The sequence below is a fragment of the Streptomyces sp. NBC_00513 genome, from assembly GCF_041431415.1.
Classification (GTDB): Bacteria; Actinomycetota; Actinomycetes; order Streptomycetales; family Streptomycetaceae; genus Streptomyces.
The window spans coordinates 2,712,588-2,738,862 of the sequence record NZ_CP107845.1 but is presented as its reverse complement, the minus strand read 5'-3'; the positions used below and the strand labels follow the sequence as shown (position 1 = coordinate 2,738,862).

At 71.5% G+C, this 26,275-nt stretch carries 26 protein-coding genes; 10 read left to right on the top strand and 16 right to left on the bottom strand.

The annotated features are described in order from the left end of the window. The first annotated feature begins 23 nt into the window (after positions 1–23). Positions 24–416: a helix-turn-helix domain-containing protein gene (locus OHA84_RS12850; RefSeq protein WP_266971638.1), complete on the top strand. Its 393-nt coding sequence runs from the start codon at positions 24–26 to the stop codon at positions 414–416. Here the strand turns inward: OHA84_RS12850 and OHA84_RS12845 are convergent. The 4 genes from OHA84_RS12845 to OHA84_RS12830 all read right to left on the bottom strand — a co-directional run bounded on the left by OHA84_RS12845 (position 374) and on the right by OHA84_RS12830 (position 3,189). Beyond that, on the bottom strand, positions 374–1,093 hold the full coding sequence (locus OHA84_RS12845; RefSeq protein WP_266971640.1) for an AraC family transcriptional regulator: 720 nt from the start codon (positions 1,091–1,093) through the stop codon (positions 374–376). The genes OHA84_RS12850 and OHA84_RS12845 overlap by 43 nt on opposite strands. Positions 1,094–1,195: 102 nt before the next feature. After that, positions 1,196–1,843, bottom strand: a complete 648-nt coding sequence (locus OHA84_RS12840) for a CatB-related O-acetyltransferase (protein WP_053677834.1) — start codon at positions 1,841–1,843, stop codon at positions 1,196–1,198. Then, positions 1,840–2,553, bottom strand: coding sequence for a carbon-nitrogen hydrolase family protein (locus OHA84_RS12835; protein WP_053677836.1), 714 nt, complete (start codon positions 2,551–2,553; stop codon positions 1,840–1,842). The genes OHA84_RS12840 and OHA84_RS12835 overlap by 4 nt, the downstream gene beginning before the upstream one ends. Before the next feature lie 54 nt (positions 2,554–2,607). Further along, positions 2,608–3,189 carry a TetR/AcrR family transcriptional regulator gene (locus tag OHA84_RS12830; protein WP_266971644.1) on the bottom strand — a complete coding sequence of 194 codons (582 nt, stop codon included), beginning with the start codon at positions 3,187–3,189 and terminating at the stop codon, positions 2,608–2,610. 190 nt (positions 3,190–3,379) lie between these two features. On the opposite strand from OHA84_RS12830, the gene OHA84_RS12825 reads away from it, so the two are divergent. Continuing rightward, entirely contained in the window at positions 3,380–5,836 is a 2,457-nt protein-coding gene (locus OHA84_RS12825; RefSeq protein WP_266971646.1) for a beta-glucosidase, read from the top strand. A 78-nt stretch (positions 5,837–5,914) separates the two neighbouring features. Here OHA84_RS12825 and OHA84_RS12820 read toward each other — a convergent pair whose 3' ends face one another. Beyond that, entirely contained in the window at positions 5,915–6,811 is an 897-nt protein-coding gene (locus tag OHA84_RS12820) for an SGNH/GDSL hydrolase family protein (protein WP_266971648.1), read from the bottom strand. 247 nt (positions 6,812–7,058) lie between these two features. Here OHA84_RS12820 and OHA84_RS12815 point away from each other — a divergent pair, with 247 nt between their 5' ends. Then, positions 7,059–7,553: a DUF3145 domain-containing protein gene (locus OHA84_RS12815; RefSeq protein WP_053677844.1), complete on the top strand. Its 495-nt coding sequence runs from the start codon at positions 7,059–7,061 to the stop codon at positions 7,551–7,553. A gap of 81 nt (positions 7,554–7,634) precedes the next feature. On the opposite strand, the gene fabF is transcribed toward OHA84_RS12815, so the two are convergent. From fabF to OHA84_RS12790, 5 genes are all read right to left on the bottom strand, one after another. After that, entirely contained in the window at positions 7,635–8,900 is a 1,266-nt protein-coding gene (gene fabF, locus OHA84_RS12810) for a beta-ketoacyl-ACP synthase II (protein ID WP_053677846.1), read from the bottom strand. Positions 8,901–8,979: 79 nt separating this feature from the next. Next, the gene (locus OHA84_RS12805) at positions 8,980–9,228 is read right to left on the bottom strand and encodes an acyl carrier protein (protein WP_053677848.1); all 249 of its coding nucleotides are present in this window, start codon (positions 9,226–9,228) and stop codon (positions 8,980–8,982) included. 55 nt (positions 9,229–9,283) lie between these two features. Next, the gene (locus OHA84_RS12800; RefSeq protein WP_053677850.1) at positions 9,284–10,288 is read right to left on the bottom strand and encodes a ketoacyl-ACP synthase III; all 1,005 of its coding nucleotides are present in this window, start codon (positions 10,286–10,288) and stop codon (positions 9,284–9,286) included. Positions 10,289–10,307: 19 nt separating this feature from the next. Further along, on the bottom strand, positions 10,308–11,225 hold the full coding sequence (locus OHA84_RS12795) for an ACP S-malonyltransferase (RefSeq protein WP_266947421.1): 918 nt from the start codon (positions 11,223–11,225) through the stop codon (positions 10,308–10,310). Between the two features lie 89 nt (positions 11,226–11,314). Then, a complete protein-coding gene (locus OHA84_RS12790; protein ID WP_053677854.1) occupies positions 11,315–12,544 on the bottom strand; it encodes a CdaR family transcriptional regulator in 1,230 nt (409 codons plus the stop codon). A 104-nt stretch (positions 12,545–12,648) separates the two neighbouring features. Here OHA84_RS12790 and OHA84_RS12785 point away from each other — a divergent pair, with 104 nt between their 5' ends. Next, positions 12,649–13,305: a pirin family protein gene (locus tag OHA84_RS12785; protein WP_053677917.1), complete on the top strand. Its 657-nt coding sequence runs from the start codon at positions 12,649–12,651 to the stop codon at positions 13,303–13,305. Positions 13,306–13,329: 24 nt separating this feature from the next. On the opposite strand, the gene OHA84_RS12780 is transcribed toward OHA84_RS12785, so the two are convergent. Next, a complete protein-coding gene (locus OHA84_RS12780) occupies positions 13,330–14,145 on the bottom strand; it encodes a serine hydrolase (RefSeq protein WP_199826497.1) in 816 nt (271 codons plus the stop codon). Between the two features lie 63 nt (positions 14,146–14,208). Between OHA84_RS12780 and OHA84_RS12775 the strand changes: the two genes are divergently transcribed. Then, complete coding sequence (locus OHA84_RS12775) at positions 14,209–14,601, top strand: MerR family transcriptional regulator (protein ID WP_053677857.1); 393 nt, start codon at positions 14,209–14,211, stop codon at positions 14,599–14,601. Next, positions 14,598–15,620 (top strand): aldo/keto reductase, encoded by a 1,023-nt coding sequence (locus OHA84_RS12770; RefSeq protein WP_053677859.1) that lies wholly within the window; start codon positions 14,598–14,600, stop codon positions 15,618–15,620. Before OHA84_RS12775 ends, OHA84_RS12770 begins: the two co-directional genes overlap by 4 nt. A gap of 75 nt (positions 15,621–15,695) precedes the next feature. Here OHA84_RS12770 and OHA84_RS12765 read toward each other — a convergent pair whose 3' ends face one another. The 3 genes from OHA84_RS12765 to OHA84_RS12755 form a co-directional block, all read right to left on the bottom strand. Continuing rightward, the gene (locus OHA84_RS12765) at positions 15,696–16,520 is read right to left on the bottom strand and encodes a DUF4429 domain-containing protein (RefSeq protein ID WP_053677862.1); all 825 of its coding nucleotides are present in this window, start codon (positions 16,518–16,520) and stop codon (positions 15,696–15,698) included. A gap of 104 nt (positions 16,521–16,624) precedes the next feature. Next, complete coding sequence (locus OHA84_RS12760) at positions 16,625–17,761, bottom strand: alpha/beta hydrolase (RefSeq protein WP_266950587.1); 1,137 nt, start codon at positions 17,759–17,761, stop codon at positions 16,625–16,627. Between the two features lie 245 nt (positions 17,762–18,006). Further along, on the bottom strand, positions 18,007–18,669 hold the full coding sequence (locus OHA84_RS12755; protein ID WP_266971653.1) for a TetR/AcrR family transcriptional regulator: 663 nt from the start codon (positions 18,667–18,669) through the stop codon (positions 18,007–18,009). A 238-nt stretch (positions 18,670–18,907) separates the two neighbouring features. Here OHA84_RS12755 and OHA84_RS12750 point away from each other — a divergent pair, with 238 nt between their 5' ends. Together OHA84_RS12750 and OHA84_RS12745 are read left to right on the top strand one after the other, a co-directional pair. Further along, complete coding sequence (locus OHA84_RS12750) at positions 18,908–20,395, top strand: MFS transporter (protein ID WP_371591589.1); 1,488 nt, start codon at positions 18,908–18,910, stop codon at positions 20,393–20,395. A 196-nt stretch (positions 20,396–20,591) separates the two neighbouring features. After that, complete coding sequence (locus OHA84_RS12745) at positions 20,592–20,987, top strand: peptidase inhibitor family I36 protein (RefSeq protein ID WP_053677867.1); 396 nt, start codon at positions 20,592–20,594, stop codon at positions 20,985–20,987. Here OHA84_RS12745 and OHA84_RS12740 read toward each other — a convergent pair. Together OHA84_RS12740 and aceE are read right to left on the bottom strand one after the other, a co-directional pair. Continuing rightward, entirely contained in the window at positions 20,968–21,801 is an 834-nt protein-coding gene (locus OHA84_RS12740) for a potassium channel family protein (protein WP_266971657.1), read from the bottom strand. The two genes, OHA84_RS12745 and OHA84_RS12740, sit on opposite strands and share 20 nt — an antisense overlap. 104 nt (positions 21,802–21,905) lie before the next feature. Further along, positions 21,906–24,638: a pyruvate dehydrogenase (acetyl-transferring), homodimeric type gene (gene aceE, locus OHA84_RS12735; protein ID WP_053677869.1), complete on the bottom strand. Its 2,733-nt coding sequence runs from the start codon at positions 24,636–24,638 to the stop codon at positions 21,906–21,908. A 461-nt stretch (positions 24,639–25,099) separates the two neighbouring features. Between aceE and OHA84_RS12730 the strand changes: the two genes are divergently transcribed. Together OHA84_RS12730 and OHA84_RS12725 are read left to right on the top strand one after the other, a co-directional pair. Continuing rightward, on the top strand, positions 25,100–25,534 hold the full coding sequence (locus OHA84_RS12730) for a DUF3052 domain-containing protein (protein WP_053677871.1): 435 nt from the start codon (positions 25,100–25,102) through the stop codon (positions 25,532–25,534). A 189-nt stretch (positions 25,535–25,723) separates the two neighbouring features. After that, the gene (locus OHA84_RS12725) at positions 25,724–26,182 is read left to right on the top strand and encodes a peroxiredoxin (protein WP_053677873.1); all 459 of its coding nucleotides are present in this window, start codon (positions 25,724–25,726) and stop codon (positions 26,180–26,182) included. The last annotated feature ends 93 nt before the right edge of the window (positions 26,183–26,275 follow it).

Genomic DNA, 26,275 nt, shown 5'->3' with positions numbered 1-26,275 from the left:
CGAACAGGTGGGAGGGGTGTGCGATGGCGTTGACACGAAGGCCCGGGGCGGATCACTGCGGGATCGCCGCGGCGATGTCCGTGATCGACGGCAAGTGGAAGGTCTCCCTGTTGTGGGAGTTGGAGCAGCGCCCGCGTCGTTTCGGTGAACTGCGCCGGCTGGTCCCGGGGGTCTCGGAGAAGGTGCTCTCCGCGCAACTGCGGGAGTTGGAGACGGACGGGATCGTGCACCGCGAGGTCTACGAGGAGGTGCCGCCCCGGGTGGAGTACTCGCTGACCCCGCTCGGCAGGGAACTGAACGCGGCCCTGGCCCCGCTGGGCGCATGGGGCGGCAGACACCTGCTCCCCGCCCCCGCGCCGGCGGGACCGGCCGGTCAGCCCACCGCGGCGTACGAGTCGACCGAGCGCTTGGTGTAGGCGCCGGGCGTCTGCCCGAAGTGGCGGCGGAAGGCCAGGATGTAGCCGTTGGTGCTGACGAATCCGACCCGGGCGGCGACCACGCCCACCAGGTGGCCCTGCCCCAGCAGTTCCAGCGAGTGGTTCAGCCGCAGCCGGGTCCGCCACTCCGAGAAGGCCAGGCCCGTCTCCGTGCGGAAGGCCCGTCGCAGGCTGGTCGAGCTGGTGTACAGGTCCTCGGCCCACTCGGTCGCGGTGCGCGGGTCGGCGGGGGTGCGGGCCAGCTCCCGGGCGACGGTCGAGGCGGCCCGGCTGGTCGGCTGGGGCAGCGGGAGACAGTCGCGGTGGGCCGCGCAGAGGGCCGCGAAGACCGCCGGGTCGTCCTCGGACACCTCGGAACTGCGCATCCGGGCCAGCAGCAACCGGCGCTGCTCGGCGGTCGCGTTGACGGTGGTCGCCTCGGTGTACGGCAACGCGTGCAGGCCGGCGCCGAAGTCCTCGACCGCGATGAGGGAGTCGCTGTCGAAGCGGGCACTGTGCCACACCCCGGCCGGTATCCACAGGGCCACGGACGGGGTCAGCTCGTGCTCCCGCTCGCACGCGGTCACGACGATCCGCCCGATCGGCACGTACAGGAACTGGTGGAACGCGTGGACGTGGGGCGGGTGTCCGCCCGCCGCGATGAAGTCCTCGTCCACCGTCAGCTCCTCCAACCGGTCCGCCGCCACTGTGCCGTGACCCCCCATTGTGGGCGGTGCGCCACGACACCGACCCCCCGAAAGAAGGTAAGGGTAACCTAACTAGCGGGTGGGTGGGGCGGCCTCCTCCAGTGCGTCCACACTGCCCGACATGACGGTCCGCACGTGCCGGGTGAGGTGCTCGACCGGCCAGTCCCACCAGGCGACGGCGAGGAGCCGGGCGATGTCCGCCGGCTCGTACCGGGTGCGGATCAAGCGGGCCGGATTGCCGCCGACGATGCCGTAGTCCGGGACGTCGTCCACCACGACGGCGCCGGACGCGATCACCGCTCCGTGGCCGATCCGCACCCCCGGCATCACCATGGCGCCGTGCCCGAACCAGACGTCGTTGCCCACCACGGTGTCCCCGCGCCCCGGCAGGTCGGTGAGCAGGTCGAAGTGGTCGGCCCAGTCGCCTCCCATGATCGGGAACGGGAACGTCGAGGGCCCGTCCATCCGGTGGTTGGCGCCGTTCATGATGAAGCGCACACCGGTGCCCAGCGCGCAGAACCTTCCGATGACGAGCCGCTCCGGCCCGTAGTGGTAGAGCACGTTGCGCGTCTCGAAAGCCGTCGCGTCGTCCGGGTCGTCGTAGTACGAGTAGTCGCCCACCTCGATCAGCGGGGACGTCACCAGCGGCCGGAGCAGCACCACCCGCGGCTGCCCCGCCACGGGATGCGGCACCGACGGGTCGGGCGGGACGGGGCTCATGCCGGCACCTCCGCCGTCACCACGCCCTGCGTGTGGTCGTCGGCCTCGACCACCGTCGAACCGTCCGGGGCCCAGACGGCCGCCCCGCCGCAGCCGGTCCAGGGGCCGGCGGGTCCGACGTGGTTGGCGAGGACCACGTACAGGCCGTGCTCCTTGGCGATCCCGGGATACACGGTGGTCCGCTCCGCGACCCCGGCGCCCGTTCCGTAGAGGGAGCTCGCCAGATGGACCGCGCATCCGTCGGCCGCGCCCCGGCCGGGCAGATCGGGGAAGTGGTTGTCGAAGCAGATGCCCAGGCAGAAGCGGATCCCGCCGAGTTCGAAGCGGCCGTCGACGGCGCCCGGCGCGAAGGCGTCCCCCTCGTGCTCGAAGAGGTGCTGCTTGGCGTACGTCGTCACGTGCGCGCCCTCCGCGTCGTGGACCAGGGTCGCGATGGCCGGCAGCGGGCCGTCGGTGCGCAGCGCAGCGTTGACCGCGGTGGCGATCCCGGCGGAGCGCAAGGGGTCCAGTCGCGGATCGTCGGGGCCCGTCAACCACAGCCCGGGGTCGGCGGTCAGGGCCTCGATCTCGTAGCCGGTCAGGGCCAGTTCGGGCAGGACGACGAGTTCGGCGCCCTGGTCGCGGGCCGCGACCGCGAGGGCGGCGGCCCGCGCGGAGTTGGCGTCGACATCGGCCGGGACGCAGGTCATCTGGGCTGCGGCTATCCTCATGCGCCCAGCATGCCGGCCCGGTCCTCGCCCCGTCCGGCAGGGCCGTGCGGGGCGCTACGGAGACTCGGGTGCGCCCCGGAGCAGTGTCAGGAACGAGCGGAACGCGCCCGGCATGTCCACCGACTCGGGGGAGAGCAGCCACTGGTACTGGAGCCCGTCCATCACCGCCGTGAGCAGGGGCGCCGCCTGCTCGGGGGTGAGGCCCGAGGGCAGCCGGTCCCCGAACTCGGCCCGCAGCACCGCTGCCATCTCGACCCGGACCTGCGCGTACCGCTCGGTGAAGAACTCCCGGGCGGGGTGCCCGACGGTGACGCTCTCGCCCAGCAGCGCCGAGAAGGTCTGCACGATGCCCGGGCGCATCGCGTTGTAGTCCACCAGCGAGGCCAGCAGGTCCAGCCGCCAGGTGTCCGCGGAGGCGCGGGAGCCGCCGCCGGTGTCCCAGCGGTCGCGCTCCTCCAGCACCGCGACCAGCAGCGCCTCCTTGGTCGGGAAGTAGTGCAGCAGGCCCTGTTGGGTCAGGCCCACCCGTTCCGCGACGGCGCCCAGGGACGCTCCCCGGTAGCCGCGTTCGGCGATCACCTCGACCGCCGCGCGAACGATGTCGCCGCGTCGTTCCTCGCTCCTCGCCCTGACCATCGCCGGCACTCCCTCCGCGTCACACCCCTGCCCGCAGGACCGTACGCGATCCGCGCCCGACAAGCCGAGATCACAAGAACATAACGAACCCTACCGTTTACCAGGTGGCAGGTCCACGATGGGGCCACCGCACCACGCCGCACCCGCACCGCACCACGCCGCACACCGCATCCGATGAGGAGGCTCGGCCGTGACCGATGCCGAACAGGTCCGCCACGACACCGCGGAAGCCGCACTCGACAAGCTCGACCTCGACACCAAGACCCGGCTCCTGGCCGGCCAGGACATGTGGTCGCTGCCCGCCCTCCCGGAGATCGGCCTGGGCTCCCTGGTCATGTCCGACGGCCCCATCGGGGTGCGCGGCGTGCGCTGGACCGCCGACGACCCCTCCATCGCCCTGCCGTCCCCGACGGCGCTCGCCGCCGCCTGGGACCCCGCCCTCGCCCGCCGCGCCGGCCGCCTCCTGGCCCAGGAGGCCCGCCGCAAGGGCGTCCACGTCCTGCTCGCCCCCACCGTCAACCTGCACCGTTCCCCGCTCGGCGGCCGGCACTTCGAGTGCTACTCCGAGGACCCGTACCTCACCGGCGCCATCGGCACCGGCTACGTCAACGGAGTCCAGGACGGCGGCGTCGGCACCACCGTCAAGCACTTCGTCGGCAACGACGCCGAGACCGAGCGCTTCACCGTCGACTGCGTCATCGCGCCCCGCCCGCTGCGCGAGCTGTACCTGGCGCCCTTCGAGGCCATCGTCACCAACGCCCGCCCCTGGGGCATCATGACCGCCTACAACCGGGTCAACGGCACGTCGATGACCGAGAACGCGTACCTGGTCAACGAGGTCCTGCGCGCCGAGTGGGGCTTCGACGGCGTCAACGTCTCCGACTGGATGGCCGCCCGCTCCACCACCGGCGACATCCTCGGCGGCCTCGACGTGGCCATGCCCGGCCCGCAGACCGTTTACGGACCCGCCCTCGCCGAGGCCGTCCGCGCCGGCGAGGTCCCCGAGTCAGCCGTCGACGACGCCGTGCGCAACGTCCTGCGGCTCGCCGCCCGCGTCGGCCTCCTTGAAGGCGCCCCCGCCGTCGTCACCGACCACCCGGCCGCGATCGACGGGCAGGCCCTGGCCCGCGAGATCGCCGTCCGCGGCACCGTCCTCGTACGCAACGAGCCCGTCTCCGGCGAGCGGCGCGCGCTGCCACTCGACACCCGCCCCGGCCGCACCGTCGCCCTCCTCGGCGCCGCCGCCCGCGACGCCCGCGTCCTCGGCGGGGGCTCCGCCACCGTCTTCCCCGAGCGGATCGTCTCCCCGCTCGACGGCCTCACCGCCGCCCTCCCCGACGGGGCGCTCACCTTCCGCGTCGGCGCCGACCCCAGCGAGGAACCCGTCCCCGCCGACAAGGGCTTCGCGCTGCGCGCCGTCTGCCGCGACGCCTCCGGAGCCGTCCTGGGAGAGGGCGGTCTGCCCACCGGTCAGGTCCAGTGGATCGGCGACGACCTGCCCGAGGGCGCCACGTACGAGACGATGGCGAGCATCGAGGTCACCGGCACGTTCCTGCCGCGCGAGAGCGGCGAGCACGCCTTCGGCACCCGCGGCCTCGGCGCCTTCGCCCTGGCCGTCGACGGCCACACCCTCTGGGAGGGCGTCCAGGAGATGGGTGACGAGGCAGACCCCTTCGAGGCCTTCTTCGGGGCGCCCAGCGAGCGCGCCCGGATCGCGCTGACCGAGGGCGAACCCGTCGAGGTCTCGCTGACCTTCCAGGTCCCCGACGTCACCGGGCTGCCCCTCAAGGCGATCATGTTCTCCCTGCTCCACCTCGGCCCCCGGCGCGACCCGGACGCGCTCATCGCCGAGGCCGTGGCCGCGGCGCGGGCCGCCGACACCGCCGTGGTGGTCGTCGCCACCACCGAACGCGTGGAGTCCGAGGGCTTCGACCGCACGGACCTGACCCTGCCCGGCCGGCAGAACGACCTGGTCGCGGCCGTCGCCGCCGCCAACCCGAACACCGTGGTCGTGGTCAACGCCGGTTCCCCCGTGGAACTGCCCTGGCGCGCGGACGTGGCCGCCGTGCTCCTGACCTGGTTCCCCGGGCAGGAGGGCGGCGCCGCCCTGGCCGACGTGCTCCTCGGGGACGCGGAGCCCGGCGGACGACTGCCCACCACCTGGCCCGCCGCGCTCGCCGACGCGCCCGTCACCGAGGTCACGCCGACCGACGGCAGACTGGAGTACCGCGAGGGGCTCCTCGTCGGCTACCAGGCGTACGAGGACCGGGGCGTGGTCCCCGCCTACCCGTTCGGCCACGGCCTCGGCTACACGGACTGGAGCTACGACTCCCTGGAGGTCACCGGCACCACCGCCCGCGTCCGCCTCACCAACACCGGCGTCCGGACCGGCCGCGAGGTCGTCCAGGTCTACCTCGCCCCGATCGCCGACACGGTCGAGCGCCCCGCGAGCCGGCTGGCGGCCTTCGCCTCCGTCGAGGCGGGCCCCGGCGAGAGCGTCGAGACGGAGATCGAGCTGCCCGCCCGGGCCTTCGAGATCTGGGACGAGGACACGCGCGGCCGGCGGCGGATCGACGGCCGGTACGAGGTCCGCGCGAGCCACGCGCACGGCGACACCCGCCTCACGGCCACCCTCGACGTCCACTGACCTGCCGCATGGCCGGAAACCACCCATGAAACGGACCGGGGACGGGTCCTGACCCCCGCCCCCGGTCCGTACCAACCGTCAACGCGGCGGCTTCGCCGCCGTCACCTGTCGGTGCGCGAGTTCCGCCAGCCGCGCCTGTCCGTCCTTCCCCGGATGGAAGAAGTCCCAGCGGCTCAACTGCTCGGCCGAGAAGGGGTACTGGAACACCGCACCCCCGTCGTAACGGCAGAGCGGGTCCTTCGCGCAGACCTCGCGCAGTACCTCGTTGTACTCGACCACCCGCGCCCGCACCTCCTCCCGTCGCGAGGTCGCGCCCGTCGCCAGGGAGAGCGGATCGGCCAGCATCGACTGGCAGATCCCCAGCTTCCAGATCTGGCGCACCATCGGCAGGTCCTTGCCCTGTTCCCACAGCCGCTGGAGGTCCGGCACCGAGGAGACGTACACCTGCGAGGTCGGGGACGCCGCCCGCAGGCCGGCCAGCGCCTTCTCGAAACCGGCCCGGAAGTCGGCCACCGAGGTCATCGACGAAGCCAGCGGCCGGCAGGCGTCGTTGGAGCCCACCATGACCGTGACCAGGTCGGGCTTGTGCGCGGCGGCCGAAGCCAGCTGCCCCGGCAGGTCCGCCATGCGCGAGCCGGTCACCGCGTGGTTCCAACTGCGCGCGGGCGCCTGGGCGGCCCCGATGAGGCGGGTGGCGAGGGAGTCGACCGCGGGGTCGTCGCCGGTCGCCCAGGAGACCTCCGGGCAGTCCGCCAACACCGAACAGGCGTCGAAGCCGCGCGTGATGGAGTCGCCGACGGCGGCGATCGAGGTCGGCGCGGTGTTCCAACGGGGACCCGCCTGCGCCCCCCGCTCGCCCTCGGACGCCGGCTCGCCGCCGTCACACCCCGTGACCACCCCGGCCAGCACGGCGACCGCCGCGACCGCGCCCGTCAGCCTCCTGCGCGCGCGACGGCGTGGAGCGGTGGTGCCCATCGGGTGGTCCCTCCCTCGTCGCCCCGTCCTTCCGGGGCGTCCTGCTGAGTGAATGCTCTGCGTTCACGGGGTTTGGAGCGACCGTACGTCACACCGGGACCCCCCGCGCACGGTAGCTTTTTCCCGTGGCGTTTCGGCCGCACGTCCCACGACGCAATGTCAGATCATTTCCGGTAAATTACATCACGTCACATACCGTCCGTTTTCTGGAGTTTATTCCCGACCTCGTCCCACACTGGAGGTCCCGGTGACGACACGTGGAGTTCTGTACGTGCATTCCGCGCCGCGTGCGCTCTGCCCGCACGTGGAATGGGCTGTTGCGGGCGTACTCGGAGTGCGGGTGAACCTCGACTGGATCAGACAGCCCGCCTCCCCCGGCACCTGGAGAGCCGAATTCTCCTGGCAGGCCGAAGCGGGCACCGCGTCGAAACTCGCATCCGCCCTGCGCGGCTGGCACCTGTTGCGCTTCGAGGTGACGGCCGAACCCTGCTCGACCTCCGAGGGCGAGCGATACAGCTCCACCCCGGAACTCGGCATCTTCCACGCCGTCACCGGAATGCACGGAGACATCCTCGTCCCCGAGGACCGACTGCGCGCCGCCCTCGTCCGATCCGCGCACGGCGAGACCGACCTGGAAGCCGAGATCGCCAAACTGCTCGGCAAGCCCTGGGACGACGAGTTGGAGCCGTTCCGCCACGCCGGCGAAGGCGCCCCCGTGCGCTGGCTCCACCAGGTGGTCTGACCCCGCGACACACGGACGACACGCGAGAGGGGCCCACCCGGCAACCGCCGGGTGGGGCCCCTCTCACTCGGTGCGCGCGACTCAGACGGAGCGGAACGCCAGCGAGACGTTGTGCCCGCCGAAACCGAAGGAGTTGTTGATCGCGGAGATCGGACCGTCGACGGGCAGCTTGCGCGGCTCGCCGCGAACGATGTCCGCGTCGATGTCGTCGTCCAGGTCGTCGATGTTGATCGTCGGCGGGGCGATCCGGTTGTACAGCGCCAGCACGGTCGCCACCGTCTCGATGCCGCCGGCGCCACCCAGCAGGTGACCGGTCATCGACTTGGTCGCGGAGATCGCGATGTGGTCGAGGTCGTCGCCCAGCACCTTGCGCAGCGCCTTCAGCTCGGCCGTGTCCCCCTGCGGGGTGGACGTGGCGTGCGCGTTCAGGTGCACCAGCTCGGCCGGGTCCAGACCCGTGTTGTCGAGCAGGTTCCGCAGCGCGGCGGCGACGCCGCGGCCCGTGGGCTCCGGCTGCGCGATGTGGTGGCTGTCCGCGGACAGACCCTGACCCAGGACCTCGCAGTACACCCGCGCACCGCGCGCGGCGGCGTGCTCGGCGGACTCCAGGATGACCACGCCGGCGCCCTCGCCGAGGACGAAGCCGTCACGGGCCTTGTCGTACGGGCGCGAGGCCTGCTCGGGGTGATCGTTGTTCTTGGACATCGCCATCATGTTGGCGAACGCGGCGATCGGCAGCGGGTGGATCGCCGCCTCGGTACCGCCGGCGACGACCACGTCGGCACGGCCGGTACGGATCATCTCCACGGCGTAGCCGATGGCCTCGGCACCCGAGGCGCACGCGCTGACCGGGGTGTGAACGCCCGCGCGGGCGTTGACCTCCAGGCCGACGTTGGCCGAGGGGCCGTTCGGCATGAGCATGGGGACGGTGTGCGGGGAGACCCGGCGCACACCCTTCTCCTTCAGTACGTCGTACTGGTCGAGCAGGGTCGTCACGCCACCGATTCCGGAGGCGATCACGGTACCCAGACGCTCGGGCGCGATGGACTCGTCCTCGCCGGCCGGGGCGGTGTACCCCGCGTCGGCCCAGGCCTCGCGGGCCGCGATGACGGCGAACTGCGCCGAGCGGTCCAACTTGCGGGCCAGCGGACGGGGCAGTACCTCGCTCGGGTCCACGGCGGCCTGCGCGGCGATACGGACCGGCAGTTCGGCGAAACGCTCGCCCTCCAGGGGCGATACGCCGGAACGGCCGGCAAGCAGACCTTCCCAGGTCGAAGCGCTGTCGCCACCCAGCGGAGTGGTTGCGCCGATACCGGTGACGACCACGGTGCGATTGGTCGGGCTCACAGGAATTCTTTCTCCACGTCTCAGGGGGTGCTGAATTGTCACGGCGCCACCGCCAGGTGGCGACAAACGCTCGTCAGGCTCAGGCCTGGTTCTTCAGGATGTAGTCGGCGGCGTCGCCGACCGTCTTGAGGTTCTTGACGTCCTCGTCCGGGATCTTGACCTCGAAGCGCTCTTCGGCGGCGACGACGACCTCGACCATGGACAGCGAGTCGACGTCCAGGTCGTCGGTGAAGGACTTGTCGAGCTGGACGTCCTCCTGCGGGATGCCGGCGATCTCGTTGACGATCTCCGCGAGACCTTCGAGGATCTCTTCCTGCGTGGCGGCCATGTGGCGCTCCTTCTTTAGCTGACTGGATGTTCAGGGAGGGAAAGGGATCCCGACCCTAGGGGAGGGTAACGACCGTCGCGGCGTAGACGAGTCCCGCCCCGAAGCCGATGACGAGCGCGGTGTCGCCGCTCTTCGCCGCACCGGTCGCCAGGAGCCGCTCCATAGCGAGCGGAATCGAGGCGGCCGAGGTGTTGCCGGTGGTCTCGACGTCACGGGCGACCGTGACGTGCTCCGGCAGCTTCAGAGTCTTCACCATCGAGTCGATGATCCGCATGTTTGCCTGGTGCGGAATGAAGACGTCCAGGTCGTCCGCGGTGATCCCGGCCGCGTCGAGCGCCTGCTGGGCCACCTTGGCCATCTCGAAGACGGCCCAGCGGAAGACCGCCTGACCCTCCTGGGTGATGGCCGGGAACTTCTCCCCGCCGCCCTTGCCGAGGTACTCGTCCCACGGCACGGTCTGCTTGATCGTCTCGGACTTGTCGCCCTCCGAACCCCACACCGTGGGGCCGATGGCCGGCTCGTCCGAAGGGCCGACGACCACGGCGCCGGCGCCGTCGCCGAACAGGAAGGCCGTCGCGCGGTCCTCCAGGTCGGTGAGGTCCGACAGCCGCTCGACACCGATGACGAGGACGTACTGCGCCGACCCCTCCACCACCAGGCCCTTGGCCAGGGTCAGGCCGTAGCCGAACCCGGCACAACCCGCGGAGATGTCGAAAGCGGCGGGCTTGACCGCCCCGATCCGGTGCGCGATCTCGGTCGCGACGGCCGGGGTCTGCTTGAAGTGCGACACCGTGGAGACGATCACGGCGCCGATCTGCTCGGGGGCGACCCCGGCGTCGGCCAGCGCTTTGCCCGAGGCCTCCACCGACATCGCGGCGACCGTCTCCTCGGGCGAGGCCCAGTGCCGGGTCGCGATGCCGGAACGCGAACGGATCCACTCGTCGGACGAGTCGATCGTCTCCAGGATGACCTCGTTGGGCACCACACGGACCGGGCGGTAGCCGCCCACCCCGAGGATGCGGGCGTACGGGGAGCCCTTGGCCGGCTTGATCTTCGACATGCTGTGTGGGCTCCTTCTCTCAGACCGCGTGCTCGGCGAGGAGCGCGGCGGCCTTGTCGAGATCGTCCGGCGTCTTCAGGGCGACGGCCGGTACGCCCTTGAGCGCACGCTTGGCCAGACCCTGAAGGGTGCCGCCCGGGCAGAGCTCGACGATCCCGGTGACGCCCAGTTCGGCGAACGTCTCCATGCACAGGTCCCAACGGACCGGGTTGGCCACCTGGCCGACCAGCCGGGCGACGACATCGGCGCCCGTGGTCACGACCCGACCGTCCTTGTTCGACACGTACTTCAGCGCCGGGTCCGCCGGGGCGAGGGCCTCGGCGGCCTTCTCCAGCGTGGCGACCGCGGGCGCCATGTGGTGGGTGTGGAACGCGCCCGCGACCTTGAGGGCGACGACCTTCATGGAGCCTTCGGGCTTGTCGGCCACGAGGGCGGCGATCTGCTCCGCGGTGCCGGCGGCCACGATCTGGCCCGCACCGTTGATGTTCGCCGGGGTCAGCCCCAGCTTCTCCAGGTGCGCGACGACCACGTCACGGTCACCGCCCAGCACCGCGGCCATGCCGGTCTCGGTGACGGCGGCGGCCTCGGCCATGCCGAGCCCCCGGGTGCGTACGAACGACAGCGCGTCGTCCTCGCTCAGCACACCGGCGTACGCGGCCGCGGTGATCTCACCGACGCTGTGACCGGCGACCGCGCCGAAGGCGGTCGTGGTGCCGAGCGCGGAGGCGGACAGCAGACCCGCGGCGACCAGCAGCGGCTGGGCCACCGCCGTGTCGCGGATCTCGTCCGCGTCGGCCTTCGTGCCGTAGTGGGCAAGGTCGAGCCCGATGGCGTCGGACCACCCCGCGACGCGCTCGGCGGCGCCGGGGAGTTCGAGCCAGGGAGTCAGGAAGCCGGGCGTCTGAGCGCCTTGGCCTGGAGCGACGAGTACGAGCACCCTCACACTCTCTCTTGTATGTGGCCCGCGCCGCCCGTGGGGACAGGGACGAAGAACCGACGGGGTAATTGTTGATGTCCGACAAAAGTCTAGGACTGGGGATCGCCGTCGGCCAGGCGCCCCAGGATCAGGGCGATCCGCAACGTGAACGCCGAACGGACATCGGAGGGTGACCAGCCGGTGACGTCGGTCACACGTCGGAGCCGGTAGCGCACCGTGTTCGGGTGGACGAACAGCATCCGCGCGGCCCCTTCCAGACTGCTCGCCTGCTCCAGGTAGACGCTCAGCGTCTCCAGGAGTGCCGACCCCGCCTCCTCCAGTGGTCTGTAGATCTCCTCCACCAACTGCTCCCTCGCCGAGGGATCGGAGGCGATGGCGCGCTCGGGCAGGAGATCATCCGCCAGAACGGGGCGCGGCGCGTCCTGCCACGCCGTACAGGCCTTCAGTCCGGCCGCGGCGGCCTGCGCCGACTTCGTCGCGTTCAGCAGGTCCGGGACCACCGGACCCGCCACCACGGGACCCGCCGCGAACGGCCCGATCAGGGACTTCGCCACCTGCATCGGGTTGTCGCTGCCGCCCGCGATGACCACCAGCCGGTCGCCCAGCACACCCGTGAGGACCTGGAGCTTGTGGTGCCGGGCCGCGCGCCGGATCGCCTCGACCGTCAGTTCGCTGTCCCCGTCCGGGGCGGTGCCCAGGATGACGCACACGTGCTCCGGCGAGTTCCAGCCCAGCGCCGCGGCCCGGGACAGGGCGCCCTCGTCGGCCTCGCCCGACAGCACCGCGTTGACGACCAGGGACTCCAGCCGGGCGTCCCACGCCCCGCGCGCCTCGGCCGCCTGGGCGTACACCTGGGCCGTCGCGAAGGCGATCTCCCGGGCGTACACCAGCAGCGCCTCCCGCAGGATCGACTCGTCGCCGGGGGCCGCGACCTCGTCGATCGCGGTCTCCATCACCTCGATCGTCGTGCGGACCATCTCCACGGTCTGCCGCAGCGTGATCGCCCGGGTCAGTTCGCGCGGAGCCGTCCCGAACACGTCGGTCGAGATCGCCTGCGGGGTCTCCGGGTGCCGGAACCACTCCGTGAACGCGGCGATGCCCGCCTGGGCGACCAGGCCGATCCAAGACCGGTTCTCCGGCGGCATCGCCCGGTACCACGGCAGGGTCTCGTCCATGCGCGCGATGGCGTTGGCGGCGAGCCGACCGGAGGATTTCTCCAGCCTGCGCAGCGTCGCGGTGTGCGGATGGGCGGGGTGCGCGGCATGCGCCGGGTGCGCGGGGCTGGTCTCGGGAGAAGGCTCACGTTCGGGTTGGGGCACGGGACAAGACTGCCCTATCGGCGCCCCGGCGCGGACTCCGGTCTCGCGGCGCAGGGCCCGCGCCCCGAGTCGCGCCGCGGCCGGCGGGGTCTACGGTGGCCTTCATGATTGATGTACGCCGCGCCGCCGACCGGTACGAGGGCGGGGACCCGGCCGCCGGGATCACGACCCGGCACGCCTTCTCCTTCGGGTCCTTCTACGACCCGGACAACATCCGTTTCGGCCCGGTGCTGGCCTGCAACGAGGAGACCCTGCGGCCCGGCTCCGGCTTCGAGGAGCACGCGCACAGCCACACCGAGATCGTCACCTGGGTGGTCGAGGGCGAACTCACCCACAAGGACAGCGCCGGCGGGCACAGCGGGCAGGTGCGCCCCGGCGACGTGCAGCACTTCGGCACCGGATCCGGGGCGCGGCACGTCGAGCGCAACGACGGCCCGGAGCGGCTGCGGTTCGTACAGACCTGGCTCGCCCCGCTCGTGGCGGGCGGCGAGCCCTCGTACACGCTCGTCCGGGACCTCGCCGACGGCGCCGCGTACGAGATCCCCGCGGCCGGTGCCGTACTGCGCGTGCGGCGGCCCGGCGCGGGCGAGCGGGTCGCCGTGCCGGTCGCCGAGCGGATCTACCTGCACGTCGTCCGGGGGGACCTGCGGCTCGACGGGGAGGAACTGGGCCCCGGCGACTCGGCGCGGATCACCCGCGAGAGCGGGTTGGAGATCACCGCGGGCTCCCCGGGGGAACTGCTGATCTGGGAGCTGCCGTAGCGGCTGCCCCGCGGATCCGGCGGATCAGGAACGCAGTTCGGCGAGGACCGCGTCCGTGAACGGGGTCCAGGCCTCCACGGCCCACGGGCCGAAGGCGCGGTCGGTCAGTGCCACGCACGCGGCGCGCGCCTCCGGGTCCACCCACAGGAAGGTGCCCGACTGGCCGAAGTGCCCGAAGGTCCGGGGCGAGGACGTGTGACCCGTCCAGTGCGGGGACTTGCCGTCGCGGATCTCCAGGCCGAGCCCCCAGTCGTTGGGGGACTGGTGCCCGTAGCCCGGCAGGACGCCCTTGAGGCCCGGGTGCACGACGGCGGTGGCCTCGGCGACGGTGCGGACGTCGAGCAGCCGGGGCGCCTGGAGCTCGGCGGCGAACCGCGTCAGGTCGGAGACGGTGGACACGCCGTCCTTCGCGGGGGAGCCGTGCAGCACGCTCGACGCCATGCCCAGCGGTTCGAAGACGGCCTGGTGCAGGTACTCGGCGAAGGGGATGCCGGTGGCCTTCGCGATGTGGTCGCCTAGCACCTCGAAACCGGCGTTGGAGTACAGCCGGCGCTGCCCGGGAGCCCCCGTCACACGGTGCTCGTCGAAGGCCAGCCCGCTGGTGTGCGCGAGCAGGTGACGGACCGTGGAACCCTCCGGTCCGGCCGGTTCGTCCAGTTCGATCGCCCCCTCCTCGTACGCGACGAGGGCGGCGTACGCGGCGAGCGGCTTGGTCACCGAGGCCAGGCGGAACGGGTGGTCGACGGGGCCGTGGGAACCGGCCGTGCTCCCGTCGGCGCGGACCACGGCGGCGGCGGCCGTCGTCACCGGCCAGTTCTCGATGATCCGCAGACTCTCCAGGCTGTTCTCCATGCGGCCGAGCCTACTTGCCTGGAGTGCGCTCCAAGGTTTTAGCGTGGAGTCATGAGCCTGACGCAGACGCGGTACACGATCAGCGAGGTCGAGGCCCGCACCGGTCTGACCCAGCACACACTGCGCTGGTACGAGCGGATCGGCCTGATGCCGCACGTGGACCGCTCCCACTCGGGACAGCGGCGGTTCACCGACAAGGACCTCGACTGGCTGGCCTTCGTGGGCAAGCTGCGCGCCACCGGGATGTCGGTGGCGGACATGGTCCGGTACGCGGAACTGGTCCGCGAGGGCGCGCACACCGTCGACCAGCGGCGCGAGCTGCTGGAGCGGACGCGCCGCGAGGTGCGGTCGCGGATCACGGAGCTGACCGACGCGCTCGCCGTACTGGACTACAAGATCGGGATGTACTCGATGGGCACGACGACGGGGAAGGCACGGCCATGACGGAGCACGACAAGGTCATCGAGCGGGTCGAGCTGGGCAAGGGCGGCCCGCTGGTGGGCGTCCAGGGCCTGGGCTGCATGGGCATGAGCGAGTTCTACGGGGACACCGACGAGGCGGTCGCGCGGGAGACCCTGGAGGCGGCGCTGACGGCGGGGGTCACCCTCATCGACACCGCGGACGTCTACGGGCGCGGCCGCAACGAGGAGTTCATCGCGCCGTTCGTGGCCGCCCACCGGGACGAGATCACCCTGGCCACGAAGTTCGCCATCGAACGCAACGACGACCCGCACTACCGGGGCATCCGCAACGACCCCGCCTACGTCCGGCAGGCCGTCGAGGGCAGCCTGCGCCGGCTCGGTACCGACGTCATCGACCTCTACTACATGCACCGGCGCGACCCGGCCGTGCCGTTCGCCGAGTCGGTGGGCGCCATGGCGGAGCTGGTCCGGGAGGGGAAGGTGCGTTACCTGGGGCTGAGCGAGGTCACCGGGGCCGAACTGCGCGAGGCGCACGCGGTGCACCCGATCACGGCGCTCCAGTCGGAGTGGTCGCTGTTCAGCCGGGACGTGGAGCACAGCGCGGTCGGCGCGGCGGCGGAGTTGGGCGTGGCCTTCGTGCCCTACTCCCCGCTCGGGCGCGGCTTCCTCACCGGGGCGTTCGCGGACGCGGGCACGGACCTGTCGACGGACGACTTCCGCAGGTACCAGCCGCGGTTCACCGGCGACAACGCCAGGACCAACGCGGCGCTGCTGGCCCCCGTCCGGGAGATCGCCGCCGCCCACGGGGCGACGCCGGCGCAGATCGCCCTGGCGTGGGTGCAGCAGCGGGCGAAGGTGCACGGCCTGCCGGTGGTCCCGATCCCGGGCACCCGCAAGCCGGGCCGACTCGCCGAGAACGCGGCCGCCACCCGCATCACCCTGACGGCCGCCGAACTCGCGCTGCTCGAACCGATCGCCTCCCGGGTGGCGGGCGACCGCTACCCCGACATGAGCTCCACGTCGGCGGCGCGGGAGGGCTAGGCCGTCGTCTTCGGATCCGGCGCGGTGGTGGGGGAGGCCGTCCCCCGTTGGGAGGCCGTCCCCCCGCCGCCGCGCTCAGGCGTCGGCCGCGAAGCGGTCGCGCAGGGCCGTGTACTCGGCGTCGGTGAGCAGGCCCGCGCCGTGCAGCTCGCTCAGGTGCCGGAGCCGCTCGTCGACCTGCGGGTGCGGATCGGAACCGGCCCTGCCGCCGACGGCGGCGAGGACGGACGCGGCGAACGGCAGCGACTCGTGCACCGCCCCGTATCCGATCCCGAACACCGCGGCCGCCAGGTCGTGGTCGGGCCGCGCGTCACCGGCGGCGACGCCGTCGCGGGGCAGGAGCCGCAGATGGCCGTCCGGGCCGTCGGGGGAGCGCCACTCGACCCCGCCGATCTCGGCCAGCGGGTACCGCTGGTCGCCCGCTTTCCACTTCGTGCCGCTGGCGCCCGTGCGCGACCACTGGAAGGTGACCGCCGAACCGTCGAAGCCCACCCGTGCGTCGTACGCCTTCAGGTGGATCGGCGGTTCCGGGGCGCGGACCAGGAATCGTTCGGCCGGTGCGGCGGGTCCCAGCCGTCCCCGCAGGGCGTCGACCAGCGAAGCCGCCCGGGGTGCCCGATCGCCGGGCAGGACCAGGCGGTACGGGTCGCAGGCTTCCTTCAGCTGCCCCGCGGCGACCTCCATCAGCGGATCCGCTCCCGGGCGCGGGACGGCGCGCAGCACCGCCGTGTCCCGTTTCCCCCCGGTCACGGTCACCTCGGACAGCGCCTCCAGGGGGATGTGTCGTTCCCCCAGGGCGTGCCAGAGCCTCGGTGTGCGCAGCCCCCTCGTGAAGCGGATGATCACCGCGTCCGAGTCGAGTTCCCAGACGGCATGGTTTCCGGCCAATACATCCCCCATGCGGCTCATCGTAGAGGGACGGGCCCCCGTGCGTCCCCTGGCCGCAGGAACGGTTTTCCTGCTCTCCATGCCCGGGAGTGCCCGTTTGCCCTCGTCAGCCCTGGTCAGCCGGTCTGCGGCGAAATTCCGTTGCCGCAGCCGTCGGCGCCGCTCGCGCACACGACGGAAGCGAAGGTGCCGGTTCCGATCTTGGCGAAGTTGTCCAACGAGGCCGTGCCTGGCTCGAAGTAGCCGTTGTGGCTCCCGGCCCCGGCCGAGGACAGCCGCCGCGCGCCGAAGGCCCGGGAGACCGGATCCGCCCCGTGGCCCACCCCGCCGACCTCCAGGTGCGGCACGTCGGCGATCCAGTCGCCGGGGTCCCGCGTCGCCCACACCCGTGCGCGGGTGTGCAGGTCGGCGGCGCTCGACGCGCGCATGCCCGGGCTGCCCGCCACCACCACGTCGGTCACCCGCGCCGGCAGGTGGTGCGCGGCGACCCCGCACACCACCGACCCGTAGCTGTGGCAGAACAGGGCCACGCTCGCGTTCCCGGGCAGGGCCGTGGCGAGCGACTCCAGCCGGGCCGCTCCGTCCACCGCCAGCCGGCCCGTCGCGGCGTCCACGCCCACGCCTATCGGCGCGGTGTACCCGGCCCAGGCGATGACGGCGGTCCGACCGTCGGGCGCGGCCGCGCGCTCGGCCTCGTACAGGGACTGCGCCATGCCGACGGGCGAGGTGAGCCGGCGCCGGCTGCGCTCGAAGGTGACCACGTCGGTGTCGACGCCGGGCACGATCACCGACACGCGGCGGGCCCGGTCGAGGTCGCCGAAGACCTCGGCGACGAGCCCGTCGCCGGTGGGATCGAAGGTGAGGATCTGCCGGTCGGGATCCGCGAGGGACTCGAAGCGGTGCACGCGGCGGGTGGCCTCGGCCCGGTCGGTCGGGGTCACGCCGACGTCCCGGCTGCGGGCCTCCTCGACGCGTCGCGCCTGCTCCAGGCCGCGCAGGTTGGCCCGGTAGCGGATGGTGGCCGGGACGCCGTCGAGGTTTCCGACGACGAGCGGGTAGCCGTCCGCGAGCCGGGCGCGCTGGGCGCCGTCGAGGCTGCCGAAGAAACGGGCCACCGTGCGGGCGGGCGCGTCGGCCGGCGGCAGCGGGCGGCCGTCGATGCGGGCCACGGCCCACGCCGAGAGCGCCACGGCACGCGGCGAGACGCCCGACTCGGGGCGGTGGACGGCGGTCCAGCCCGTCGTCACCATCATGACGAGGACGACCGCCAGCACGAACAGGGTGCGCAGGGCGGCGGGGCGCTCGGAGGCGCCGGCGAGGTGGTGGACGGGGCCGGGCAGGTTCACTGGAGCCAGCCTAGGAGACCGTTCGAGCCAGTGGCGCGCCAGGTGACGGGCGTCACCGCCGACCGTGTCACACCCGCGTGATCCATCCCGCGCGCCGGCACGTCGTACGCCGCCCGCCGGCTCGCCCCGCACCTCGCCGTGTACACGGCCTCCTACGCGGGCCGCCGCCAGTCCGCGGCCAGCGCCGGACCGATCTGGTCGAGGTACGCCTCGGTCATCCGCCGGATCGCGGCCACGCTGGCGTCCTGGCCCTGCCCCCACAGGCGGCCGGTGACCCGCATCACACCGGAGAACGCGGCGACGACCACCCGGGGGCGCGGGTCGACGTCCAGGTCCAGGCCCTCGCGGGCGGCGATCAGCCGGGAGATCTCCTCCTCCAGCTCCGTGGAGCGCCGCAGGTGGACGGCGAGCAGGGCCGGAGTGGACTCGATGAGCTGGTAGCCGCGCATGTACAGGTCGACCGGGACCACCTCGGAGATGGCCTCCTCGACGGTGTCCCAGCCGGCGAGCACCGCGTTGCGCATGGCCTCCATCGGACCCTCGGAGGCCGGACGGGACCGGAGTTCGGCGAGGAAGTGGGACTCGACGATGTCCTGGACGGTGAAGGCGACCTCCTCCTTGTTCGCGAAGTAGCGGAAGAAGGTGCGCTGGGAGACGTCCACCGCGTCGGTGATCTCGTCGACGGTCGTCTGCTCGTAGCCCTGCGCGATGAAGAGCAGGAGGGCGGCGCGCAGCAGCGCGTCGCGGGTGCGCCGCTTCTTGCGTTCGCGCAGTCCGGCCGCCGGGGAATCCGGGGCGGGCCGCAGGTCGGTCATCACCGTGGGTTCCCTTTCTGACGCTCAGTGAGCGGTCAGGGTACCTGTGACCGACCTGACAGTTGCTGTCTCGTTAAGCCGTTTGTGAAGTGTCAGTCGCTGTCACTAGCCTGTTCGCATGACTAGTCAGATCACCGTCAAGGACCGGGGACCCGCCGGTGGACAAGGCACGGCATCGGCCCGCACCGGACTGCGCGGTCACCCCTGGTTGACCCTCTTCGCCGTGGCGATCGGCGTCATGATGGTCACCCTCGACGGCACGATCGTCGCCGTCGCCAACCCCGCGATCCAGAAGGACCTCGGCGCCTCGCTCGCCGACGTGCAGTGGATCACCAACGGCTACCTGCTCGCCCTCGCGGTCTCCCTGATCACCGCCGGCAAGTTCGGCGACCGCTTCGGACACCGGCAGACCTTCCTCATCGGCATCGCCGGCTTCGCGGTCTCCTCGGCCGCCATCGGCCTGTCCACCGGCGTGGAACTCGTCATCGGCTTCCGCGTGGCCCAAGGCCTCTTCGGCGCCCTGCTGATGCCCGCCGCGCTCGGCCTGCTGCGCGCCACCTTCCCCGCCGAGAAGCTCAACATGGCCATCGGCATCTGGGGCATGGTCATCGGCGCCTCGACCGCCGCCGGCCCCATCGTCGGCGGCCTGCTCGTCGAGCACGTCAACTGGCAGTCCGTCTTCTTCATCAACGTGCCCGTCGGCATCATCGCGCTCGCCTTCGGCCTGTTCATCCTGCTCGACCACCGGGCCGAGAACGCCCCGCGCTCCTTCGACGTCCCGGGCATCCTGCTCCTGTCCGGCGCGATGTTCTCGTTGATCTGGGCCCTCATCAAGGCCGCCGAATGGGGCTGGGGGGACTGGAAGACCCTGTTCTTCCTCGCCGCGTCCGTGATCCTGTTCGTGCTGTTCGCCGTCTGGGAGACCAAGGTCTCCGAGCCGCTGATCCCGCTCGGCATGTTCCGCTCCGTGCCCCTGTCCGCCGGCACCGTCCTCATGGTGCTGATGGCCTTCGCCTTCATGGGGGGCCTGTTCTTCGTCACCTTCTACCTGCAGAACGTGGACGGCATGAGCCCGGTCGACAGCGGCCTGCACCTGCTGCCGCTCACCGGCATGATGATCATCGGATCGCCGCTGGCCGGCGCCGCCATCACCAAGGTCGGCCCGCGCGTCCCGCTCGTGGCCGGCATGGTCGCCACCGCCGTCGCCTGCTTCGGGATGGCCCGGCTCACCCCGGACACCGCCACCCTCACCATGTCGATCTGGTTCGCCCTCCTCGGCCTCGGCCTCGCACCCGTCATGGTCGGCGCCACCGAAGTCATCGTCGGCAACGCCCCGCTGGAACTGTCCGGCGTCGCCGGCGGGCTCCAGCAGGCCGCCATGCAGGTCGGCGGCAGCCTCGGCACCGCCGTGCTCGGCGCGGTCATGGCGGGCACCGTCAGTGACTCGTTCGGGGACAACTGGATCAAGGCGCAGCTCCCGCCGCTCACCCCCGAACAGCTCGACCTCGCCGAGAAGGGCGTCCAGGTCGGCATCGCGCCCGTCCCCGAGGGCGTCCCCGCCGAGGTGGCCCAGGCGATCACCACGGTCGCCCACGACACGTTCGTGTCCGGCATGAGCACCGCCTTCACCGTCGCCGGCGTCGTCGCGGTCCTCGCCGCGGTCGTGGCCTGCTTCACCAAGCGCGGCGACAACGCCGCCGAGGGGGCGGGCGCGGCCCACATCTGAGCCGGCCCGAAACCCCCGCGACGGCGTCAACCCCGTACGCCCGACAGCCCCGCCGGACGGTTCCGGCGGGGCTGTCGCCTATCCGGGTGGACCCGCCCGCGCCCCCTTCCGCCCGACGGTCGTCGCAGGTCAGCGTGGTGCCATCGGAAACCCGGAAACGGTCCGGGACCCCGTGTCCACAAGGAGTTGACCCGTCATGCGTACGAGTTTCCCCACCCGCCCCAGCACCTTCCTGGCCGCCGCCGTCCTCGCCGCCACCGCCCTGATCCCCGGCACGGCCACCGGAGCGCACGCCGCCGGGCCACCGCCCCTCCCGGCCTGCGCCCCCGGTCAGCTGTGCCTGTGGGCGAAGCCGGACTTCAAGGGCGCCAAGCAGACCCACGAGCTGAGCACCGTCAGCATCAACAGCTGCACCGCCCTGCCCCCGGGGACCAGCGCCCAGTCGCTCGCCAACCGGGTCGGCCGTCCGGTGACCACGTACCAGTCGGCCGAATGCGCGGAGACGGGGGAGTTCCAGACCTACCCGGGTGACGGGGTCTGGCTGCCCTCCTCGCCCTACCAGGTCAGGGCCTTCAAGGTGTGGGAGCGGTAGCCCCGAGCGGTGCCGGGGACCCCGGCCGACCGGCCGCAGCGGCGGCCACGGGCCCGGCGGCCCCGTGGTCCCCGAGCGGGCCGGCCCCCGCGCCGCCACCGAGCCGGGCGACCTCGGCGCGCAGGGCCCGGACCTCGGCGGTCAGCTCGGTGATCGCCGCGGTCTGGGCCCGCTCCACCTGGTCGTCGCGCTCGAAGCGGGAGATGAACCAGGCGGCGATGTTCGCCGTCACCACACCGAGCAGGGCGATCCCGGACAGCATCAGCCCGACCGCCAGCAGCCGGCCCAGCCCGGTCGTCGGGGAGTGGTCCCCGTACCCGACCGTCGTCATGGTGGTCACCGACCACCACAGGGCGTCCCCGAGGTTCTTGATGTTGCCGTCGGGGGCGTCCCGCTCCACGCTCAGCACCGCGAGCGAGCCGAACATCAGCAGCCCGACCACCGAGCCCGCCACGTACGTCGTCAACCGGATCTGCGGCGCCATCCGGGCCCGCCGCCCGACCAGCATCAGCGTCGACACCAGCCGCAGCAGCCGCAACGGCTGGATCATCGGCAGCAGCACCGCCGCCAGGTCCAGCCAGTGGGTTCGCACGAAGGCCCCGCGGGCCGGCGACAGGAACAACCGCACCAGGTAGTCGGCGGCGAACGCCCCCCACACCACCCACTCCGCATGGGTGCAGGCCCGGTGCACGACCGGGCCCGCGTCGGGCGCGACGATCGGCACGGCATAGGCGACGGCGAACGTCAGGGCGAGCACGAGCAGCGGAGTCTGCGTCCGCCGCTCCCACCGCGACTGCCGGGAGGCTTCCTTCATGCCCAGCATCGTAAGGACTGCGTAAACCCCGTGAGAACGCAGAAGGGAACGGGGCCGGGGCATCCGCCCCGACCCCGCTCCCGACGATCAGCCCGTCACGGGCGTCAGGCGTCGCCGCCCGCCGCGCCCGGGTCGGCCGCGGTGACGTCCAGCAGCTGGTACCGGTCGATCGCCTGCTTCAGCAGCGAACGGTCGACCTTCCCCGCCTTCGCCAGCTCGGTCAGCACCGCCAGCACCACCGACTGCGCGTCGATGTGGAAGAACCGGCGCGCCGCGCCCCGCGTGTCCGCGAAGCCGAAGCCGTCCGCACCCAGCGAGGTGTACGCACCCGGAACCCACCGCGAGATCTGGTCCGGCACCGACCGCATCCAGTCCGAGACCGCCACGAACGGCCCCTCGGCACCCGACAGCTTCCGGGTCACGTACGGGACGCGCTGCTCCTCCTCCGGGTGGAGCAGGTTGTGCTCCTCCACCGAGACGGCCTCGCGGCGCAGCTCGTTCCAGGAGGTCGCCGACCAGACGTCGGCCTTGACGTCCCAGTCCTCGGCCAGGACGCGCTGGGCCTCCAACGCCCACGGCACGGCCACGCCGGAGGCCATGATCTGCGCCCCGATGGTGCCCGCCGTACCGGCCGACACCCGGTGGATGCCCTGGAGGATGCCGTCCACGTCCACGTCCGCCGGCTCGGCGGGGTGCCGGATCGGCTCGTTGTAGACCGTCAGGTAATAGAAGACGTCCTCCGCGTCGGGCCCGTACATCCGCCGCAGACCGTCCTTGACGATGTGCGCGATCTCGTACCCGTACGCCGGGTCGTACGCCACACAGCCCGGGTTGGTCGACGCCAGCAACTGGGAGTGACCGTCGGCGTGCTGGAGGCCCTCACCCGTGAGGGTGGTTCGACCCGCCGTCGCACCGAGGACGAAACCGCGCGCCAACTGGTCGGCCATCTGCCAGAACTGGTCACCGGTGCGCTGGAAACCGAACATCGAGTAGAAGACGTAGACCGGGATCAGCGGCTCGCCGTGCGTCGCGTACGCGGAACCCGCCGCGATCAGCGAAGCCGTGCAACCCGCCTCCGAGATGCCGTCGTGCAGCATCTGGCCCGTCGGCGACTCCTTGTACGCGAGCAGCAGCTCGCGGTCGACCGCCTCGTACTGCTGACCCAGCGGGTTGTAGATCTTGGCGCTCGGGAAGAACGCGTCCATGCCGAAGGTGCGGTACTCGTCGGGCGCGATCAGCACGAACCGCCTGCCGATCTCCTTGTCCCGCATGAGGTCCTTCAGGATGCGGACGAAAGCCATCGTCGTGGCGATCGACTGCTGGCCCGAACCCTTCTTGGCCGCCGCGTAGGTCTTCTCGTCCGGCAGCTGGAGCGGCTTCGCGCGCACCACACGGGTCGGCACGTAACCGCCGTGGGCGCTGCGCTGGTCGTGCATGTACTGGATCTCGGGGGAGTTGCGGCCCGGGTGGTAGTACGGCGGCGCGCCGCCCTCCAACTGGGCGTCCGTGATCGGGATGTGCAGGCGGTCGCGGAAGCGCTTGAGGTCGTCGACCGTGAGCTTCTTCATCTGGTGCGTCGCGTTGCGGCCCTCGAAGTTCGGGCCCAGCGTCCAGCCCTTGACCGTCTGCGCCAGGATCACCGTCGGCTGACCCTTGTGGGCCTTGGCCGCCGCGTACGCCGCGTAGACCTTCTTGTGGTCGTGACCGCCGCGACCCAGGTGCTGGATCTGGTAGTCGGTCATGTTCTCGACCATCGCGCGCAGCCGCTGGTCGCCGCCGAAGAAGTGCTCGCGGATGTACGCCCCGGACTCGGTGGCGTACGTCTGGAACTGCCCGTCCGGCGTCGAGTTCATCTTGTTGACCAGGATGCCGTCACGGTCCTGGGCCAACAGCGGGTCCCAGGAACGGTCCCAGATCAGCTTGATGACGTTCCAGCCGGCGCCGCGGAACTGCGACTCCAACTCCTGGATGATCTTGCCGTTGCCGCGCACCGGGCCGTCGAGCCGCTGGAGGTTGCAGTTGACGACGAACGTCAGGTTGTCCAGGCCCTCGCGGGCGGCGATGGACAACTGCCCGAGCGACTCCGGCTCGTCCATCTCGCCGTCGCCGAGATACGCCCAGACGTGGGACTTGGAGGTGTCCGCGATCCCACGCGCCTCCATGTACCGGTTCATCCGCGCCTGGTAGATGGCGCCGAGCGGACCGAGACCCATCGAGACGGTCGGGAACTCCCAGAAGTCCGGCATCAGCCGCGGGTGCGGATAGCTGGACAGACCGTACGGAGCCTTCGACTTCTCCTGCCGGAACGCGTCGAGCTGCTGCTCGGAGAGCCGGTCGAGGAGGTAGGCGCGGGCGTAGATGCCGGGGGAGGCGTGACCCTGGAAGAAGATCTGGTCGCCGCCGTCGCCCTCGTCCTTGCCCCGGAAGAAGTGGTTGAAGCCCACGTCGTAGAGGGAGGCGGAGGAGGCGAAGGTCGCGATGTGACCGCCGACGCCGATCCCGGGACGCTGGGCGCGCGAGACCATGACGGCCGCGTTCCACCGGGTCGCGTTCAGGACCTTGCGCTCGATCTCCTCGTTGCCGGGGAAGAAGGGCTCGTCCTTGGTGGCGATCGTGTTGACGTAGTCCGTGCTGCGCATCTCGGGCACGGCCACGCGCTTCTCGCGGGCCCGCTCGATCAACCGCAGCATCAGGTAGCGGGCGCGTTCACGGCCCCGCTCGTCGACGGCGGCGTCCAGAGAGTCGAGCCACTCCTGCGTCTCCTCCGGATCGAAGTCCGGGACCTGACTCGGCAGGCCGCCAATGATGATCGGATTGCGATCGGATGCGGAAGCCACGCTGTTCCTTCGCTGTCGGGGGAGTCGTGCCTTGGGGTCGCCGCCTCCCATGGTCTTACGCTCGGCCGAAATCTTCACCTCTACCACTGGGTAACCCCTGGAAACTCCGGGCATCGCGGGTGGAGCGGGGAGGAGGGGCGGCAAGCGGTTGGCGAGCGGGTACGGCCAAATCGCAACCTTACGCCCAAGACGATCAGCCGGTTCGTAAGGCCGTTCGCCCCTCAAACAGGCGGGAAAGTCCTCTGGCGGCGTCGAATGAGCCGCAATGGTGTGGGATGAATCACCCGGGGCACGGGAGGGAAGGCTGAAAGTTGCGGCGAGACGGCCGCAATCGTCACCGTTTCGACGGTCTCGGCGGCCGGGTACTTGCGCGATCCGCCGCGCCCGTGTGGACTACGCCCAATGCTGCGCGTACGCGCGCCGCCGAAAGACATTCACCGAACATGAGCAGGAGGCACCCCGTGAGCGCGACCGCGGACCACGCGGAGACCAGTCTGGTTTCCAGGCTGGGTTTCGAGTCCGAACAGGTGGTCCAGGAGATCGGCTACGACGACGACGTCGATCAGGAATTCCGTGACGCCGTCGAGAGTCACATCGGCAATGATCTCGTCGACGAGGAGTACGACGACGTCGCCGATGCGGTGCTGCTCTGGTTCCGGGACGAAGACGGCGACCTGACGGACACGCTGGTCGATTCCATCAACTTGGTGGAGGACGGCGCACTGATCCTGCTGCTGACCCCCAAGACCGGTCGTCCCGGCTACGTCGAGGCCAGTGACATCAGCGAGGCCGCCGAAACGGCCGGCCTGTCGCAGACCAGGAGCGTCAGCGTCGGCAAGGAGTGGGCCGCCACCAAGTTGGTGACCCCCAAGACCGCAGCCAAGTCCAAGCGCTGAGCCGCGCCCCGCAGTCAAGCGGACAACGCACCCCGCCGACCGGAATCGACCCCGGTCGGCGGGGTGCGTTCGTTGCGCTCCCCGGCCCCGTCGTCGAAGCGGCGCCCGACGCCGCCGTGACCACAGGGCCTAGGCTGCACTCACCCGAACAGCTCAACGCACGCATGCGGGAACGAAGGGATGCGACAGATGGCGATCGAGGTCGGCGACAAGGCCCCGGACTTCGAACTCAAGGACAACCACGGTGCCACCGTGCGGCTCTCCGACTTCCGGGGGGAGAAGGCCGTGGTGCTGCTCTTCTACCCGTTCGCCTTCACCGGCGTCTGCACCGGCGAGCTGTGCGAGCTGCGCGACCGGCTGCCCCGGTTCCAGAACGACGACGTGCAGCTGCTGGCGGTCTCCAACGACTCCGTGCCGACCCTGCGGGTCTTCGGCGAGCAGGAGAACCTGGACTACCCGCTGCTGTCGGACTTCTGGCCGCACGGCGAGACCTCCCGCGCCTACGGCGTCCTCGACGAGGAGAAGGGCTGTGCGGTCCGCGGCACCTTCATCATCGACAAGGACGGCATCGTGCGCTGGACCGTCGTCAACGGCCTGCCCGACGCGCGTGACCTGAACGAGTACATCAAGGCCCTCGACAGCCTCTGAGGGACCCGGAAGGCCCACGAGAAGCGCTCGCGGGCATTGTTTCCGGGCATTGTTCCGCACGAGAATTCAGTTACAGGCGGGAACCCGTCACTA